The sequence below is a fragment of the Lacrimispora sp. YZC11 genome (assembly GCF_057543815.1).
Map to the genome: position 1 here is coordinate 18931 of NZ_BAAJYQ010000014.1, position 16786 is coordinate 35716.

General features: G+C 46.1%; 12 protein-coding genes. 1 reads left to right on the forward strand and 11 read right to left on the reverse strand.

From position 1 onward, the window contains the following. Nucleotides 1-8: 8 nt before the first annotated feature. The 8 genes from AC27IJ_RS13875 to AC27IJ_RS13910 all read right to left on the reverse strand — a co-directional run bounded on the left by AC27IJ_RS13875 (nucleotide 9) and on the right by AC27IJ_RS13910 (nucleotide 9879). Nucleotides 9-908 (reverse strand): ABC transporter permease subunit, encoded by a 900-nt coding sequence (locus AC27IJ_RS13875; protein ID WP_312445316.1) that lies wholly within the window; start codon nucleotides 906-908, stop codon nucleotides 9-11. Nucleotides 909-941: 33 nt separating this feature from the next. After that, nucleotides 942-2399 (reverse strand): ABC transporter substrate-binding protein, encoded by a 1458-nt coding sequence (locus tag AC27IJ_RS13880; RefSeq protein ID WP_312445314.1) that lies wholly within the window; start codon nucleotides 2397-2399, stop codon nucleotides 942-944. 297 nt (nucleotides 2400-2696) lie between these two features. After that, on the reverse strand, nucleotides 2697-3797 hold the full coding sequence (locus AC27IJ_RS13885) for a GntR family transcriptional regulator (RefSeq protein ID WP_487149402.1): 1101 nt from the start codon (nucleotides 3795-3797) through the stop codon (nucleotides 2697-2699). Nucleotides 3798-4012: 215 nt separating this feature from the next. Beyond that, on the reverse strand, nucleotides 4013-5446 hold the full coding sequence (locus AC27IJ_RS13890) for a 6-phospho-beta-glucosidase (protein WP_312445310.1): 1434 nt from the start codon (nucleotides 5444-5446) through the stop codon (nucleotides 4013-4015). A gap of 245 nt (nucleotides 5447-5691) precedes the next feature. Further along, entirely contained in the window at nucleotides 5692-6534 is an 843-nt protein-coding gene (locus tag AC27IJ_RS13895) for a DegV family protein (RefSeq protein ID WP_312502165.1), read from the reverse strand. A 214-nt stretch (nucleotides 6535-6748) separates the two neighbouring features. Beyond that, a complete protein-coding gene (locus AC27IJ_RS13900) occupies nucleotides 6749-7039 on the reverse strand; it encodes a sulfate transporter (protein ID WP_312445306.1) in 291 nt (96 codons plus the stop codon). A gap of 107 nt (nucleotides 7040-7146) precedes the next feature. After that, nucleotides 7147-9150 (reverse strand): molecular chaperone HtpG, encoded by a 2004-nt coding sequence (gene htpG / locus AC27IJ_RS13905; protein ID WP_312445305.1) that lies wholly within the window; start codon nucleotides 9148-9150, stop codon nucleotides 7147-7149. A gap of 231 nt (nucleotides 9151-9381) precedes the next feature. After that, nucleotides 9382-9879 (reverse strand): DUF5721 family protein, encoded by a 498-nt coding sequence (locus tag AC27IJ_RS13910; protein ID WP_312445304.1) that lies wholly within the window; start codon nucleotides 9877-9879, stop codon nucleotides 9382-9384. Between the two features lie 306 nt (nucleotides 9880-10185). On the opposite strand from AC27IJ_RS13910, the gene AC27IJ_RS13915 reads away from it, so the two are divergent. Further along, entirely contained in the window at nucleotides 10186-11472 is a 1287-nt protein-coding gene (locus AC27IJ_RS13915) for a M18 family aminopeptidase (RefSeq protein WP_312445303.1), read from the forward strand. Nucleotides 11473-11474: 2 nt separating this feature from the next. Here AC27IJ_RS13915 and AC27IJ_RS13920 read toward each other — a convergent pair whose 3' ends face one another. From AC27IJ_RS13920 to AC27IJ_RS13930, 3 genes are all read right to left on the reverse strand, one after another. Further along, entirely contained in the window at nucleotides 11475-12683 is a 1209-nt protein-coding gene (locus AC27IJ_RS13920) for a molybdopterin molybdotransferase MoeA (protein ID WP_487149406.1), read from the reverse strand. A 91-nt stretch (nucleotides 12684-12774) separates the two neighbouring features. After that, nucleotides 12775-15498, reverse strand: coding sequence for a formate dehydrogenase subunit alpha (gene fdhF, locus AC27IJ_RS13925; protein ID WP_487149408.1), 2724 nt, complete (start codon nucleotides 15496-15498; stop codon nucleotides 12775-12777). Nucleotides 15499-15518: 20 nt separating this feature from the next. Further along, nucleotides 15519-16781, reverse strand: coding sequence for a complex I 51 kDa subunit family protein (locus AC27IJ_RS13930; protein WP_487149410.1), 1263 nt, complete (start codon nucleotides 16779-16781; stop codon nucleotides 15519-15521). Nucleotides 16782-16786 lie beyond the last annotated feature (5 nt).

Below are 16786 nucleotides of genomic sequence, written 5' to 3' on the forward strand. Positions count from 1 at the left end.
CCTTTCCATCAGGAATAAATCTCATCATATTTCAGTATTTTTCTGATCGCCGAGGTGATCAGCAGAGTAGCGATTAACACGACGGTCGCAGCCGCCGTCGCAGTCCCTACATTAAACTGGATAATGCCCTGTTCGTAGATCAAAACCAGCAGGTTTTTCACCTTATCGCTGATGGAGGCATTCATCATAACAAAAATCTGGTCAAAATTCCGTAAGATTCCCATTACCGACAGCACTGCCACCACTTTCATGGTTGGCACGATGACCGGCAGGGTGATGTACCGGATCTGCTTGATCCTTGTGGCTCCATCCATTCTTGCGGATTCATACAGGGCCGAATCGATTCCTATCATGGCGGCCAGGAACAGGGCCGCAAAATAGCCGGCCCCTTTCCATGCACCTGTAAAAATCATGATAGATCTGGCGAAACGTCCCTCTGACATAAATACCATGGGAGAATAACTGTTTCCCAATACTGCCCTCATGATGCCGTTTACCATTCCGGCAGGCGATAATATGGAGATCCACAGACCTCCCACCACGGACCAGGACAGAAGGTACGGTATGTAAGTAACCGTCTGGAACAGGGATTTTGGCGCCTTATTTTTGATCTCATTCAGCAATACGGCTATTAAAAGTCCCCAGACAAACTGCAAGAGAAAGGTTCCTCCTCCCACTGCAAGGCTGTTCATAAACGCCTGCCTGTACTGTCTATCCCCGAAAATCTCCTTGTAGTTGTTAAACCCTACCATCTCATAGCCCCCTAAAAGCTTTACCTTTTGAAAGCTTTTTAAGATTCCCAGTATCAGCGGATAATAGGAGAATACAAGAAAGTAAATGAGAACGGGTATGAGCAGCAGGTAGATTTCCTTATACCGCAATATATTTTTCTTAAGCTGTCCTTTCAAACCGATACCTCCTGTCTATTTTAAGGATTGTGATTACCGGTCAGTCACCTTCCGGTCAACAAGCTCTTTTCTCATGCCGCTAAGCCCGTCTGAGGAGGAAACTTCGCCTTTGATGATCTTAATCCCCCACTTGCCCACGATTTCCTTGTAATCCTTTTCGTTTGGAATGATCATGTCTATGGTTGCATAGTTGCTGTAGCTTAACGCTTCTTCCACACCCGGGTTAAATCCAAAAATCGGTTTAAAGTCCTTATAGATAGGGAATGGAGCGCCATGGTCATTGGCATGCTGCGCGCCTGTTTCCGTCAATTCAAACTTTCCTTCTGTGCCGGTATAATCATGGCCTGAAATTCCGGTTGAAAGAAGATTTCCGCCTTCCTGGGTTGCAAAATACTCCAAAACCTTCATGGCTCCATCAGGATTCTTTGCATTGGCAGGAACCGCAAACAAGCTGGCACTTCCTTTAACCAGCATATAGCTTCCATCCGGGGTCTTAAGACCTGGAAGGGAGACGACCTCATAATCCTCGGGAGAAATCCCCCCTGCCTTGGCATTTGCATTATGTAAACCAACCCATGCCGTCCAGTCAGCCGTTACGGCCGTCTTCTGTGAGGACGCACCCATTTTGGCTCTCATATCTTTTGTCTTATCAACAAAGGAGGCTGGATCCAGTAAGCCTTCGTCATACAGCTTTTTAAACCACTCCCAGACAGGCGCAGCTTCCTCTTCTGCGTATGGCGCAAACCGTTTCCCAGAAGTATCCAGAACCACTCCGTTTTTTAAGCCCTCTGCCGCCATCCAGGGCTGTAAATCATAGGTTTCTGATAAAATGGCATCAAAGGGATAGAAATCAGGATCCTGGCTGTTGTCTTTTAACTTCTTCATCACATCATAATAACCATCCATGGTAGGCTCGATCTTCTTATAATCGATTCCTGCCTTCTTAAGAAGCGTGTTGTTAAGGGCTACCACCCTGTGGATCTCCTTTTTGTTGAATCCCGCGTAGATTTTTCCGTCAATGGTGATGTCCTTCCACTCTGCCGGATCCACATTGCCGGTAAGTATCTCCGAGCCATTTACCCGGTCCGTAATATCCATCAAGGCTCCCTGATCGACAAGATTGGAATACTGGCTTGCAGTGACATAAATCAGATCATAGGTTTCGCCGCCGCTTAATTTCTGCATCAGAACCTTGTCATAATCAGATGCCGGCTTTTCTATTTCCACTGTAAGGCCTGTTGCCTGGGAAAGGGCCTCTGCGAAAAGCTTCATTTCCGCTTCATCCTTGCCTCCCGTATTGGCTGACATGATTTTTACGGTGCCCTCCGCTTCTTTATCCGCCTGGCTGGCTGCTTCTGTTTTGCTTTCTTCTGTCTGACCTTTTTCTGGCTGGCTGGCATTTGTGCTGGTACTCTCCTGTTTTCCGCAGGCGCTTATGGAGCATACCATAAGTGCTGCCGCAAGCAGGGACATGACTCTTCTTTTTTTCATTTTTTCTCCTTTCAATCTGACACTCACTGGGACTTACAAAATCATATTATATTATATTTTTGATTTTGTAAATCATATTTACGTAACTTTTACATATATTTTAATTAAAATATATGTTTTATTTATTTATAATAACATATGATACTTTTATTTTCAACTGCATATCGGTATTTTGTTATTAAAATACATATTTAACCAATATTTTTTATGCAATATATACAAATTCAAAAAAAGAGCACAGAACAATCATGATTGTTGTTCTGTGCTCCAATGAAATTAAAGGAATAAATATATATTTTAATACTCGCAAAATATTCCAGGTACCAGGCAGTCCATTTGGCTGTAAGACGGATCTTTTTCTACTTGCTTCAACAAAATACTGATGGCTTCAAATGCAATCTTTTTCTCATTCTGCTTTATGTGGGTGAAATGAGGGCCTCCGGGGGATAAATAATCTTCGTCAATGCAGCATATGGCTATTCCCTTCCGTTTCCCAAGCAATCTTGCAATTCCATATTCCGCGCAGATCACCGCATCTAAGTCCTTGTTAACATTGAGATACCGTTCAATGTCCCCGCTGTGGCCTGAATCAAAATCATCCGAATAGATATTTATTTTTTCGGCCCCTTCCAGACAGCATTCCTCCATAATCTCAAGTCCGGCAGCCCTTATGGCCTCACGGAAACCCTTTCTTCTGTCCTTAATAGAAGAAGTGCCGTTTTCTGAAAATGTAATAAAACCGATCTTTTTCTTTCCCTTATGAATTAGATAATCCACCAGCTCCTTCATGGCAAGATGATTGTCTGTCCTTACAGATGGGACGGGGATCCCCTCCATTTTCTTATCGATCAATACCATGGGAAACTCTTCAACCACAAGCTTTAAAATTTCCGTATTATAATAAAGTCCATGACAGGGCATGACGATGATCCCACTGACACCAAGCTCCTTTAAAAACTCAATTTCCTCCGTTTCCTTCTCCCTCTCTCCGTAGGAAAAGCGGACGCAAAGCTTATAGCCGGCCTCAGCCGCCATGGCATCCATTGCATACATCATATCAAGTCCAAAGCAGGAGGATACATGCTCCAGCACCAGTCCAAGCATTTTATCTCTGTCCCGGTCCTCCATTTGTTCGGAAGGCAAATCAAAACTGGCTGTGACAGTCCCCGAACCCTTGGCCGGAAGCTTTATAAAGCTTCCCTTACCCTTGATCCGGTTTAAATAGCCTTCCTCTTTCAGGGCATTTAAGGCGTTTGTAATGGTTATGGTACTGACTCCATATGCAGACGCCAGTTCTCCTGTCTGGGGCAGGCATGTACCCTCTTCCAGCTCTCCTGAAAGTATTTTATTTTTTAAATCCAGATAAATCTTTTTATATAAAAACTGTTCTTTTTCCATCTGGTCCCTCAAAATTCAGTGTTTTCATATATTATATCTTTTACTATCATTTTTTTCAACAAAAATATGTTTTTCTTTTTAAAAAGATAAAAAAACACCTTTTCGGGTTCAGCGGATTCGGCGATAATCCCTGCTGCTTCCCAAAAAGGTGCTTACTTTTCTCCCCTTATGTTACATTACTATTTGATCCGCCGGCTTTCCCATTGGCTTTGCATTTACTTTAAAACGGCTCCATTGCTCGCGATTACATTTTTATACCATTCAAAGGATTTTTTCCTGCTGCGTTTTAAGGTTCCATTTCCTTCGTTATCCTTATCAACGTAGATAAAGCCATACCGCTTTTTCATCTCTCCCGTAGATGCACTGACCAGATCAATGCATCCCCAGGGGGTATATCCTAATAAATCTACTCCATCCTCATCCACAGCCTCCATCATTGCCTTAATATGCTCTTCTAAATAACTTATCCTGTAGTCGTCAATGATGCTGCCATCCTCTTCTAAGCTGTCCACCGCACCAAGACCGTTTTCCACTATAAATAAAGGTTTCTGGTACCGGTCATACAGGGTATTCAAGGTGATCCTAAGCCCAAGAGGATCGATCTGCCAGCCCCATTCCGATTCCTTTAAATAAGGATTCTTGATGCTTTTCATAACATTGCCCGATGTGGATTTTGTAGTGATTTCCTCCGATGTGCTGGCACACCGGGATGCGTAATAACTGAAGGAAATAAAGTCCACCGTATGTTCTTTCAGAATTTCATCGTCCTCCGGACTTCTTTCAAGCTTTATTCCTTCCCTCTCAAACATCTTCTTTGCATAGGCAGGGTATTCTCCTCTGGCCTGTACATCAATAAAGAAATAATTATCCCGGTCCTTTTTAATGCTTTCCCAGACATCCTCCGGATTGCAGCTATAGGGATAGAAGTTTCCTGCAGCAAGCATACAACCTACTTTAAAATCCGGATTTATCTGGTGAGCCAGTCTAGTTGCCATGGCAGAGGCCACTAATTCGTTATGGGCAGCCTGGTATTTCACCTGCGTTTCATCCTCACCCTCAGTAAACCGGATTCCGGCACCCATAAACGGCAGGTGAAGAAGCATATTGATCTCATTAAATGTAATCCAGTAAGTCACCTTATCCCGGAAGCGGCGGAAAATGGCATCACAGTATTTTATAAAACAATCAATGACCTTCCGGTTCTTCCAGGAACCATATTTCTCAACAAGAGCCAGGGGCACATCAAAATGGCAGATAGTCACTACCGGTTCGATCCCATACTTTAAAAGCTCATCAATGAAATCTTCATAAAACTTCAGCCCTTCTTCATTCGGTTCCTTTTCCTCCCCGGTGGGGAAAATACGGGACCAGGAAAAGGAAAAGCGGTAGCATTTAAACCCCATTTCTGCAAATAAGGCGATGTCTTCCTTATAATGGTTGAACATGTCAATGGCTTCCCTGGAGGGATAATAGGAATCTTCAGGCAGCTGCCTGTAATCCATCTCTCCCTGCATAATTGGAAAACGTTTTTCTCCCCATGGGATCACATCCACGGTTCCCTGTCCACGGTTTCCTTCCTTCCAGCCGCCTTCACACTGGTTTGCAGCAGTGGCTCCTCCCCACAAAAAGTTTTCTCTCATAGTTCCCATCCTTTCTTTTTATAATACAGCTTATGAGAGGCCGTGTTTCCAATCTCTCATAAAACGTACTGTCTTTTATTAACGCCAAATGCCCGTCAAATAAAAAACTGGTCATATTTAAACCTTGCCTGAGCAAAAGTATAAATATAACCAGTTATGCCTGCATGATTAGCTACAGTTGCACCCAGTAATTCTCTGTTTGTGTGCATCTTAACATATCTTTCCAATCTTGTAAAGCATTTATCATACACTTTTTAAAGAGTCATGACGATTCCGCCGTCACTGGCATATACCGTAGCAACTCCGGCTGTTTCTGCAATGATCACATCCTTGAATACGGCCTTCTTAAGCATCTCCTGTTTTACGTGTTCCGCCCGTTCCGCATTATTGCAATGAGAAATGACCAGAACCTTATCCCTGGTATCTCCTCCCGCTTTAAGGGCAAGCTCTACCATGCGCGCCAGTGCCTTATTGATCCCTCTGGCCTGGTCCAGCTTAATGATCACGCCGGAATCTGCTCCCATAACCGGCTTGATATTCAGGGCAGTGGCAAAAAAGGCCTGAAGACCGGTAAGGCGTCCATTCTTTCTCAATGTATCCAGGCTTTCCAGTACAAAGTAGGTCTTCATATTCCTGATGAAGATCCTTGCCTTCTCTTCAATCTCTTCAAAGGCCAGGGAGGCCTGGCAAAGGGATTGGACATAAAGAGCAATATTCAGCTGTCCGGCAGAGGCTGAGTCTGAACCCAGAACCGCGATCTTTTTCCCGTCATTCCCATGTTCTTCTTCATAAAGCTTTTTTCCCAGAACCGCGCTGTTATAACTTCCGCTTAAATGCTCAGACAGAGTGATCACAAAAACCTGATCCGCGTCGCATTCAAAGGCTTCTTTATACAGCTCCGGTGACGGACAAGCTGTTTTGGGACACTCGCTGCTGCTCTTCACCAGCTCCAAAAAGCTCTTCTGGTCAAAGGTCTCGTCATCGATTACCTGAGTATTTCCCACTTGCAAAATAAGGGGAATTATCTGAAAGTGAGGATCCTTTTTTAGGTCTGCCGTAATATCCAGGCAGCTGTCCCCAATGATTTTATAGCTCATATCTCTATCTTCCTCCTGGCACGAAACTTATCATGTAGTATTCATTACCATATATTATAGAGAAACCAGACTCGGATGTCAATAGAATAATTTGGTACTATCTGCCAGCCATGAGAATGAGTCTCAATTCCTTTTTCATGGTTCATCGGATTGCAAAAAAAGGACTTATACCAGGAGACCTCCAAGGTACAAGTCCTTATCTTACCATCAGATATTATTCCTCTCCCTGCGCATCAAATACTCCTACTGCGCTTATGCTGGAACATACTACCACTACGACAACAAACAGGATCAGAAGCATAATTCCTCCGAAAAAGCTCATCAAAAAGGTCATATCAATCCCTTCAGAAGATCCCTCTGCCGGTACAGCGGCCTCAGAAACAGCAACTGTATCTGCGTGAGACACCAGTGCGGCTCCAGGCGCAGCTCCTGCAAACACGCCCAACATGAGAGCTATCATAAGGCGCAGCACTGCCTTCCTTATCTTCATTGTCTTTTCCTTCATCAAAGTTTCCCCCCTAAGGTATTTTTTCCTGCCAATTCAAAATCACTATATCTAATATAGCACAACCGGCTGAAAAAAGATATCCCAAAATCCAAGGATTCAGTGTTTTATACCTCTGCCATTACCAGCATCAGTTCATTGCTTCTGGCAATAAATTTCGTCATGCGCTCCGGTGTTAAGGAACCATGGCTGAGAGCCGCCAGATCATAAAGCTGCTCGCAGATGGAGTTTGTCTGGGCTCCGTCTTTGTGTCCCAATATATACTGCACCAGCTTATTGTTGTAGTTAAGGACCAGGGTCTCGCCGCCAGCTCCAAACATGGAAGGATCCATTCCCGGCATCGTATACATCTTCATCATTTCCTGCATACGGCGGGATTCCTCGGATACGGTGATCATGGAGGATACATTTTCGTTCTTTAACTTCTCCACCTTTACGTCCAGATGCTCTTTGTTTAATACCTTGCGAAACAGCTCGGTCAGGGCCTCTGCGTCTGCCTTCATGGCCTCCTTATCCTCTTCCTTTACCTCTTCCTTAAAAATATCGGATAAATCAGAATTAATGCATAAGAATTTAACATTCTCATTCTTCTGTTCCAGATAGCCTACAAACGGACTGTCAATATTATGGGTCAGATAAACCGCATCCATACCCGCTTCTTTAAACATGTTGATGTACTGGCTCTGCTCTTTTTCATCAGAGATATAGAATACGCTGTTCTCATGCTTTTCCTTATTCTCCTCCAGGCAGTCGGAAAGGGTTAAATACTTGCCTTCCAGATTCTTAAAGATAAGGGAATCATTGATCTTTTCTGCGAATTTCTCGTCTTTTAAGCAGCCAAATTTAATAAACGGATTAATGTCATCCCAGTACTTTTCATAATTTTCACGGTCTGTTTTAAACATGCCCGTTAATTTATCTGCAACCTTCTTTGTGATGTAGTCTGAAATCTTCTTCACAAAACCATCATTCTGAAGGGCACTTCTTGATACGTTAAGAGGAAGATCCGGACAATCGATCACGCCCTTTAACAGCATCAGGAATTCCGGGATAACTTCTTTAATATTGTCTGCAATAAATACCTGGCTGTTATACAGCTTAATGGTTCCATCCAGGCTGTCATAATTTAAATTCAGCTTGGGGAAGTAAAGGATTCCCTTTAAGTTAAAGGGATAATCCATATTTAAGTGAATCCAGAATAAGGGTTCCTTGTAGTCATTGAATACCTTGCGGTAGAAGGACTTGTACTCCTCCTCTGTGCAGTCGTTGGGATGCTTGTTCCACAGGGGATTGATATCATTGACAGGCACCGGACGCTTTTTAATCTTATATTTTTCTCTGGCAGGAGATACCTCTACGACTTCCTTTTCACCGTTTTCGTTCTCATTTTCCTCGGTCTTAGCTTCCTCGATAATGGTTTCGATAACAGTGTCCTTATCGGTCAGTTCATCCTTTTCAATGGTCTCATACTGTGGCTCTGAAGATACACTGGTCAAATAGATTGCCACCGGCATAAAGGAACAGTATTTGTCAAGAACCTCTTTTGCGCGGTACTCGTTGCAGAATTCCAGGCTTTCTTCATTGAGATACAGCTTAATGGTGGTACCAAACTCTGCCTTGTCCCCTTCTTCCATCTCATATTCCGTACCGCCGTCAGACTCCCAGTGAACCGCAGAAGCTCCCTCCTTATAGGATAAGGTATCAATGGTGACCCTGTCGGCTACCATGAATGCGGAATAAAAACCAAGTCCAAAGTGGCCGATGATCTGATCTTCATTGGCCTTGTCCTTATACTTTTCAAGGAAATCCTGTGCGCCTGAGAAAGCAATCTGGTTGATGTACTCATCTACTTCCTCCATGGTCATTCCAAGGCCGTTGTCCTTAAAGGTAATGGACTTTTCATTGGAATCTGTAATGATCTCGATCTTAAAATCCAGATCCTCCGGCTTTTGCCATTCTCCCATGATATCCAGCTTCTTAAGCTTTGTAATGGCATCGCAGCCATTGGAAACAAGCTCGCGGTAGAAAATGTCATGGTCGGAATACAACCATTTTTTAATAATCGGGAAAATATTTTCGCTGTTAATTGTTAAACTACCTGTTTTTGCCATATCAGAACACTCCTTACTCTTTATTCTATTTCAGTCCCATGTTTCCATGGAATTTTAACAAATTTGTATTCTTATGAATCAAGCAGATATACTTACACATCCAGCTGATCCACACATTCAAGGTTGAAAGACACTTTACTCTCATCCTTTACCTGCAAAGAATATTTTAATACGCTGTTATGGAAATGTCAATAGAAAATCAGCACTCAATTAAACTGAGTGCTAATAATTCTATTCTTCCATGAACGGAATCTCATTTTGCTTTAAAAACACTTTAAATGCCTTATCCCATTCCTCATCTAACGTCTTATCCAAAGTAAAGACAGAAACCGAGGTTCCTGTCACACAGGAAAGCTTATCTTCCTCATAACGGATATTGAGGTACAGCCCCTTCACCTGGTCGGACGTAAAGGCAATCTGGCGGGAGGCAAGAAAGCGCTCTATCCCTTCCTTTGACATCTGCAGGATGATCCGGAAACTGACGGGAAGTCTTTTTCCTTTAATTAATGAAAAACAAAAAGGCTTCATCATGGCCCAGGTAGAAAGCTGTCCGGCGTTCATTTCCTCCAGTTCCTCTTTGGAGTAATAGGCGGAACGTATATTTCCATCGATAGTAAATGTATTAAAGGTAACAATAACAGCTTCCTTTGCAAGGAACTGGTCAAACACTTCCCCTACGAACAGCTTGGAGGTAAAAAGCTTGAGGTCCTCGATTTTCAGTGCGATCATGGCAATTTCTCCCCATTTTATAATCTCTATCCGTTAACTATACACCGGATCATCCCAGACTGTCAACGCAGGAATTCCCACGATCTTCGCTATTCCAAACAGTTTTTTTCTGTGGTATACTATTTTCACGTAAGCAATGAGCAGTGCAAAACAGGGTGCAAACAAATTTTCGTCGTGCCCGCACGTAAGAAAATTTGTTTGTACCCTGTTTTATAGGGCGAATGCCCGTGAGCCAGGGGATCCGCAGGATTCCCTGGCTGCACTGCGGACTAAGCCAAAGAACACAGGCAGAAAAGAGGAAATCATATGAATCATATCAAGCAGTTAGAGGCACTGATCGCCGCATCCGTCTCTCCATACCACTGCATCATGGCGGCAGCGGACCAGCTATTATCCGCAGGATTTAAGGAACTGTCCCTGGCTGAGCCCTGGAAGTTAAAACAGGGCGGGTCATACTACATAAATGCCTTTGATTCCACCCTGGTCGCATTTACCGTGGGGGAAGAGCTGGGTGAGATACCGGCCCTTAAGCTGGCAGCCTCCCATACAGACTGGCCATGCCTGAAGGTAAAACCCTCCCCTGAGGTCACTTCTCTGGAATATGGAAAACTTAACGTGGAGGTATACGGAGGTCCTCTATTGGGAACCTGGTTTGACCGTCCCTTATCCATGGCGGGCAAGGTCTGCGTAGCCGGAGCATCTCCCATGAAGCCTGAAACCATTTTTGTGGACTTTTCACGTCCCCTCCTTACGGTCCCCAACCTGGCGATCCACATGAACCGGGATGCCAACGATGGAGTTGCCATCAATGCACAGATAGACATGCTTCCCCTCATAGCCCGGATCACGGATGAGTTAAGTAAGGAAAACTTTTTCTTAGAAGCTCTGGCAAAAGAGGCAGGTGTAAAAAAGGAAGATATTCTGGATTATGAAATCTGCATCTATAACTGGGAACAGGGGACTCTCTTAGGCTTACAGAATGAGTTCTACTCATCTCCCCGTCTGGATAACTTAACATCCGTACAGGCCTGTTTAAGCGGGATCATGGCCGGACCATGCAAAAACGGCATTCATGCCATCGCTCTGTACGACAACGAGGAAATCGGAAGCCATACCAAGCAGGGAGCTGCCTCCGCCCTGATGGAACGCATTCTTGAAAAGATTTGCTTATCTCTGGGCTATACCAGGGAAACGTTCTTAAATGTTCTGTTAAGCGGCTTTTTACTGTCCCTGGACGTGGCTCATGCCATTCACCCCAACCACGGGGAAAAATGCGATATTAAGAACCAGATCCTCATGGGAGACGGGGTCGCCATTAAACTGGCATCCAGCCAGGCCTACGCCACCGACGCCTCCAGCACCGGAGTCATTGAAGGAATCTGCCGAAAAAATAATATTCCTTATAAAAAGTTCTCCAACCGCTCCGATGTGAGAGGCGGTTCCACTTTGGGAAGCATTTCTTCCGCCCTTCTTACCATGCGGACGGTAGATGCAGGCGTGCCCATACTGGCCATGCACTCCGCAAGGGAGATCATGGGAACGAAAGACCAGGAAGCCCTTGTTCATCTGGCAGAGGCGTTTTTCCGGGCATAATTTTATCTATCCTGATTCCAATAGAGAATTTCCACCATATCCCCCGGTGAAATAACCGATCCCTGTTTCTGGTCAATGATGCAGTTTGAACGGAGCATTTCGGATAAAACGGAGGAATGGTGGTTTCTGTCATAGATATGCACGCCCATCTCATCGCTGAATGCCTGGACGAACCTCCTCCTTTTTGCTGCATTGGCGTTTCCCTCTACCACCATACGCCTTGTTTTTTTCCAGGAAAGAGAATCATCACCAGTCATCCTGGCCATAACAGGCCAGAAGAACAGCCGGAAATTGATCATGGCTGCAAAGGGATAGCCGGATAAGCTGAGGATGAGCTTCTCCTTGTACCGGTTGGCCATGACAGGCGTACCCGGACGCATATTCACTCCATGAAAAAGCCGTTCGGCCCCCATTTCTTCCAATGCCTCCGGAAGAAAATCCTTCTTTCCCACGGAAAGTGCGCCGGTGGTGATGATCACATCCGCCTGGCCGATTCTCTCATCCAACATACGGGAAAACCCTTTGGCATCGTCAGGGCAGATTTCCATAAAAGAAACCTGGACTCCCTGGGCTTTCAACTGGGAGGCGATGGCATAGGCACTGCTTGGATACACCCCCACCTTTCCCAAGGGACTTGTGAGCGGTACAAGCTCATTTCCCGTTGAGATTATGCCTACCTTCGGCTCTTTAAACACCGTAATTTCCCAGATTCCCATACTGGCTAAAACGCCGATATGCCCCGCGCCCAAACGGGCCTGCCGGGGGATCATGCACGTTCCTTCCTGGATGTCCTCTCCGATCCTGCAATAGTTCTGCCAGGGTCTTCCCTCCACATATATCTCTGCCTGCTTCTGGCCATAGTCCGTATCTTCCTGGCGTATCACACAGTCATAGCCCTCCGGCACCACGGCGCCGGTCATCACCCGAACCGCTGTACAGGGTTTTGCCTGGATGGAAAGATAATCCCCTGCACATATTTCACCAGCCACTTGAAAAAGGATTGGTGTTTCCCTTGAAGCGCCTTTTGTATCCTGACTTCTGACCGCATACCCATCCATTCCTGATTTGGGGAAATGGGGGACGGGGAAAGGTGCTGTCACATCCTCTGCGCAAATTCTTCCATAGGCAGATAAAATGTCCAGATTTTCTGTCTTTGTTTCTATTTTAACGCTGTTCACCAGCAGGTTAACGGCTTCTTCTAATTCAATCAATCAGGCGCCTCCTTCCTAATATAACGATATAAAGGTTAAAGGGCTGCTGCAAAATCACAGATTTTGCAGCCCCTTTTCTTAAATGACAGGATTAAGCTCGTTTTACAGACACCGCACACACCTTGTATTCCGGAATACGGGCGATATCATCGATCACAAAATTCGTGATTTTATTTACATTTCCGTCTGCGAAATGGAAGGTCATGAATACTTCGGAAGGCATCATCTTATCTCCTACCACCGCCCTGGATTCAATTTCACCCCGGCGGGAGGATACTTTGACTTTGTCTCCATCCTTAATTCCCAGCATGGCTGCATCTCCCTGGTTGATCTCAATATAGGAGTCTTTGCAGATTTCATTTAAACCTTCGGTTCTGCCTGTCATGGCTCTGGTATTGTAATGGTAGAGCATACGGCCCGTGACCATCATAAACGGATAATCGTTGTCAGGAAGCTCCTTGGACGGCCGGTACTTTGCCGGATAAAAATATCCGAGGCCCCGTGAAAATTTTCCAACGTGCATAATATAAGTGCCTTTGCTCTCCTTGTCCAGGCAGGGCCACTGAAGTGTTTCCCCGCGGTCCAGCCTCTCAAAGCTGATGCCTGCAAAGGCCGGAGTTACGCTGGCGATTTCATCCATGATCTCAGCCGCTGTTTTTCTCTCACAGGGATAGCCCATGCGGTTCATCACATCATAAAAGATGTCCGTATCCAGGCACATTTCACCTTCTAAAGTCACCGCTTTGCGTACCCTCTGCACCCGGCGTTCCGTATTGCTGAAGGTTCCCTCCTTTTCCCCATAGCTGGTTCCGGGCAGAATCACATCAGCGAACTGGGCCGTTTCTGTCATAAACAGCTCCTGCACCACGAGAAAATCCAGACTTTCCAGGGACTTGGCAACGTGGCCCGTATCCGGGTCCGTGACCATGGGGTCTTCTCCGAAAATGTAGAGCCCTTTGATCTTTCCTTCTATGGCTTCCGGCAGCACCTGGGTGGACATGAGTCCTGTGGTTTCACTTAAAGGAACATCCCATGCCCTTTCGAATTTTTCCCGAACCTCTTTGTTAGCCACCTTTTGGTATCCCGGAAAATCATAGGGCATACATCCCATGTCACAGGCACCCTGTACATTATTTTGCCCCCTGAGAGGGTTGATGCCACAGCCTGATTTTCCTATTTTCCCGACCACCATGGCCAGATTGGAAAGGCTCATAACACCCTCTGTTCCTGTGGAATGCTCTGTGACGCCCAGGCAGTAAATGATAGGAGCCTTTTCCGCCTTGGCATACATCCTTGCGGCTTTGCGGATATCCTCTGCATCAATGTGGCAGATCTCCGCAACCTTTTCCGGCGTATAATCTTTCACGATTTCAGCCAGCTCTTCAAAACCTTCGGTCCGCTCCCGTATATAGTCCATGTCCGCAAGGCCTTCCTTAATGATGACATGGACCATTGCGTTGACAAAAGCGATATTGGTTCCGGCTTTGATGGGCATATGGATGACCGCATCCTTAACCAGATCAATCTTACGCGGATCCACCACAATAATCTGCGTGCCCCTCTTAATTGCCTGCCGGATCTGTGTGCCGACCACAGGGTGGGCTTCGGTAGGATTGGAGCCTATGAGCAGAATAAGGTCAACGTCTTCCGTAATGTCCCGGATGGGATTTGTCATGGCTCCGGAACCCAGGGTCGTGGCTAAGCCATGGACAGAGGCGGAGTGACAGACTCTTGCGCAGTTATCCACATTGTTGGTTCCAAAAGCAGCCCGCATCATTTTCTGGAAAACGTAATTGTCCTCATTGGGAGCCCGGGAGCAGGAAAAGCCGGCATTGGCATCCGCTCCATACTTCTTTCTAATCTCTGTAAACCGGTTGGCGATTAAGTCCAGAGCTTCATCCCAGCTTGCCTTCTCAAATTTCCCGTCGCGTTTGATAAGCGGATGGGTGAGACGGTCTCCTGAATGAATGAACTTATAGGAACCGAATTTGCCCTTTACGCACAAAAGCCCTCTGTTTGACGGTCCGTCAGCCGGATCAACCCCCACGATCCGGTTATTCTTCACCAGAAGATCCATCTGGCAGCCTGTGGCACAATGGGGACAGGTGGTCCGTACCTTTTTAACCTCAAAGGCCCTGTAATGCCTCTGCTGATCCTTAGAGGAAAGAGCCCCTGTGGGACAGTTTGACACACAATTTCCGCAGGATTCACAAATGGACTCTCTCCACGGAAGCTGATAGCTGGGGCTCATGCGGGTATCAAAACCGCGGTTGGAAACGCTGATGACATCACGCCCCTGAAGCTGTTGGCATACTCTGGTACAACGCCTGCACATAATACATTTTTCAGGATGGAAGGAAAAGAAAGGATTGCTGCTGTCCGTTTCATTCGTCCCTACTCTCTTTCCGTAGGTGAAGCTGGTTTTTTCCACGCCGTATTCCAGACAGTAATCCTGAAGCCTGCATTCCCCGTTGGACGCGCAGTCAAAGCAGCTGAGCACATGATTGCTCAAAAGGAGGTCCAGGATAAACCGCCGGGACTCCACCACCCGTTCCGATCTGGTGGATACTATCATTCCAGGAGCACAGTGCTCGGAGCAGGAAGGAACCAGTCCTCCCTTTCGTCCGCCCTCGATTTCCACCACGCACAGCCGGCAAGAGCCGTCCGGTGCCAGTTCTTTCATATGACAAAGGGTGGGAATCTCAATATCCAGTGTTTTACAGGCCTCCAAAATGGTGGTTCCCTTTTGAACGGCAATGGCGCGTCCGTCGATTTCCAGTTCAATCATAGAGTTGTTTTTCTCTGTTTCTAACACAGTATTCTCCTCCTTCTCCATTAACTGATACAGGCTTCGAATTCATCTCTGTAGCCGGCTAAGGCAGAATTCACAGAAACTGATACCGATTGGCCAAGTCCGCACGCGGACAAATAAGTAATATGTTCCAGCATTTTTTCAAGCCTTTCAATATCCCCCGGCCTGCCCTTATGACGCTGAAAATTATGAAGCAGCTCTAAAAGCCGCGTGGTGCCCAGCCGGCAGGGAGTGCATTTGCCGCAGGACTCATGGACAAAAAATTCCATGACACTTGTGATATAGTCCACAACGCTTACGCTGTCATCCATTACCACGATGGAACCGGATCCCACGGCCAGCTTATTGGACCAGAAATCTCCGTAATCATACAGCCGGCCCTTGATCTGCCCGCTGGTTCCGATGGGACCGGATTGCCCTCCAAAATGGCAGAATTTAATGGGCCTCCCTGTGGAGGTGCCGCCTCCGTATTCCTCGCTGTATAGAATCTCATCAAGGGGCGTGCCAAGCTGAATCTCATAAATACCCCTGTTTTTTATATGCCCGGATAAACAGATGAGCTTGGTGCCGCCCCCATCCTTTGTGCCAAGCTGTAAAAACGCTTCTCCGCCCATATTGATGACAGCCGGAACGCAGGCAAAGGATTCCACATTGTTTACCAGCGTTGGCTTCCGGTAAAGTCCCACATCAGCCAGGTGGGGAGGTTTCACCCTTGGCCGCCCGGTTTTGCCCTCCACCGAATTAAGGAGCGCCGAGTTCTCTCCGCAGACATAAGCGCCGCCGCCGGAAACAATGTGGAGATGAAAGTCAAAACCGTCAATCCCCATGATCTTATTTCCCAGATAACCGGCAGCCAGTGCGTTGCTTACCGCCTGATGGAACACTGCCTGGATGTGGCGGTATTCCCCCCTGATATAAATGTAACCGTCGTTGGAACCGAAAACATATCCTGCGATCAGCATGCCTTCAATAATGCTGAGAGGATCCTTTTCCAGCAGCAGCTTATCCTTAAAGGTGCCGGGTTCCCCTTCGTCTGCGTTGCAGATGACATATTTGGGAGTATCGGTGCTGCCGTATAAATGGCGCCATTTGCGGCCTAAGGGATAGGCTGCTCCGCCTCTTCCGCGAAGCGAAGCGGTGTCCAATTCACCTAAAATATCCTCCCTGTCCATTGTTACAGCTTTTTGCAGCGCTGCAAAACCGCCGTATTTTATATATTCCTCAACGGAAGTGGAATCCGTCATTTTTCCCACTCGTTTTAAAAGGACCGGTTCTTTCATTGCCATTTTGT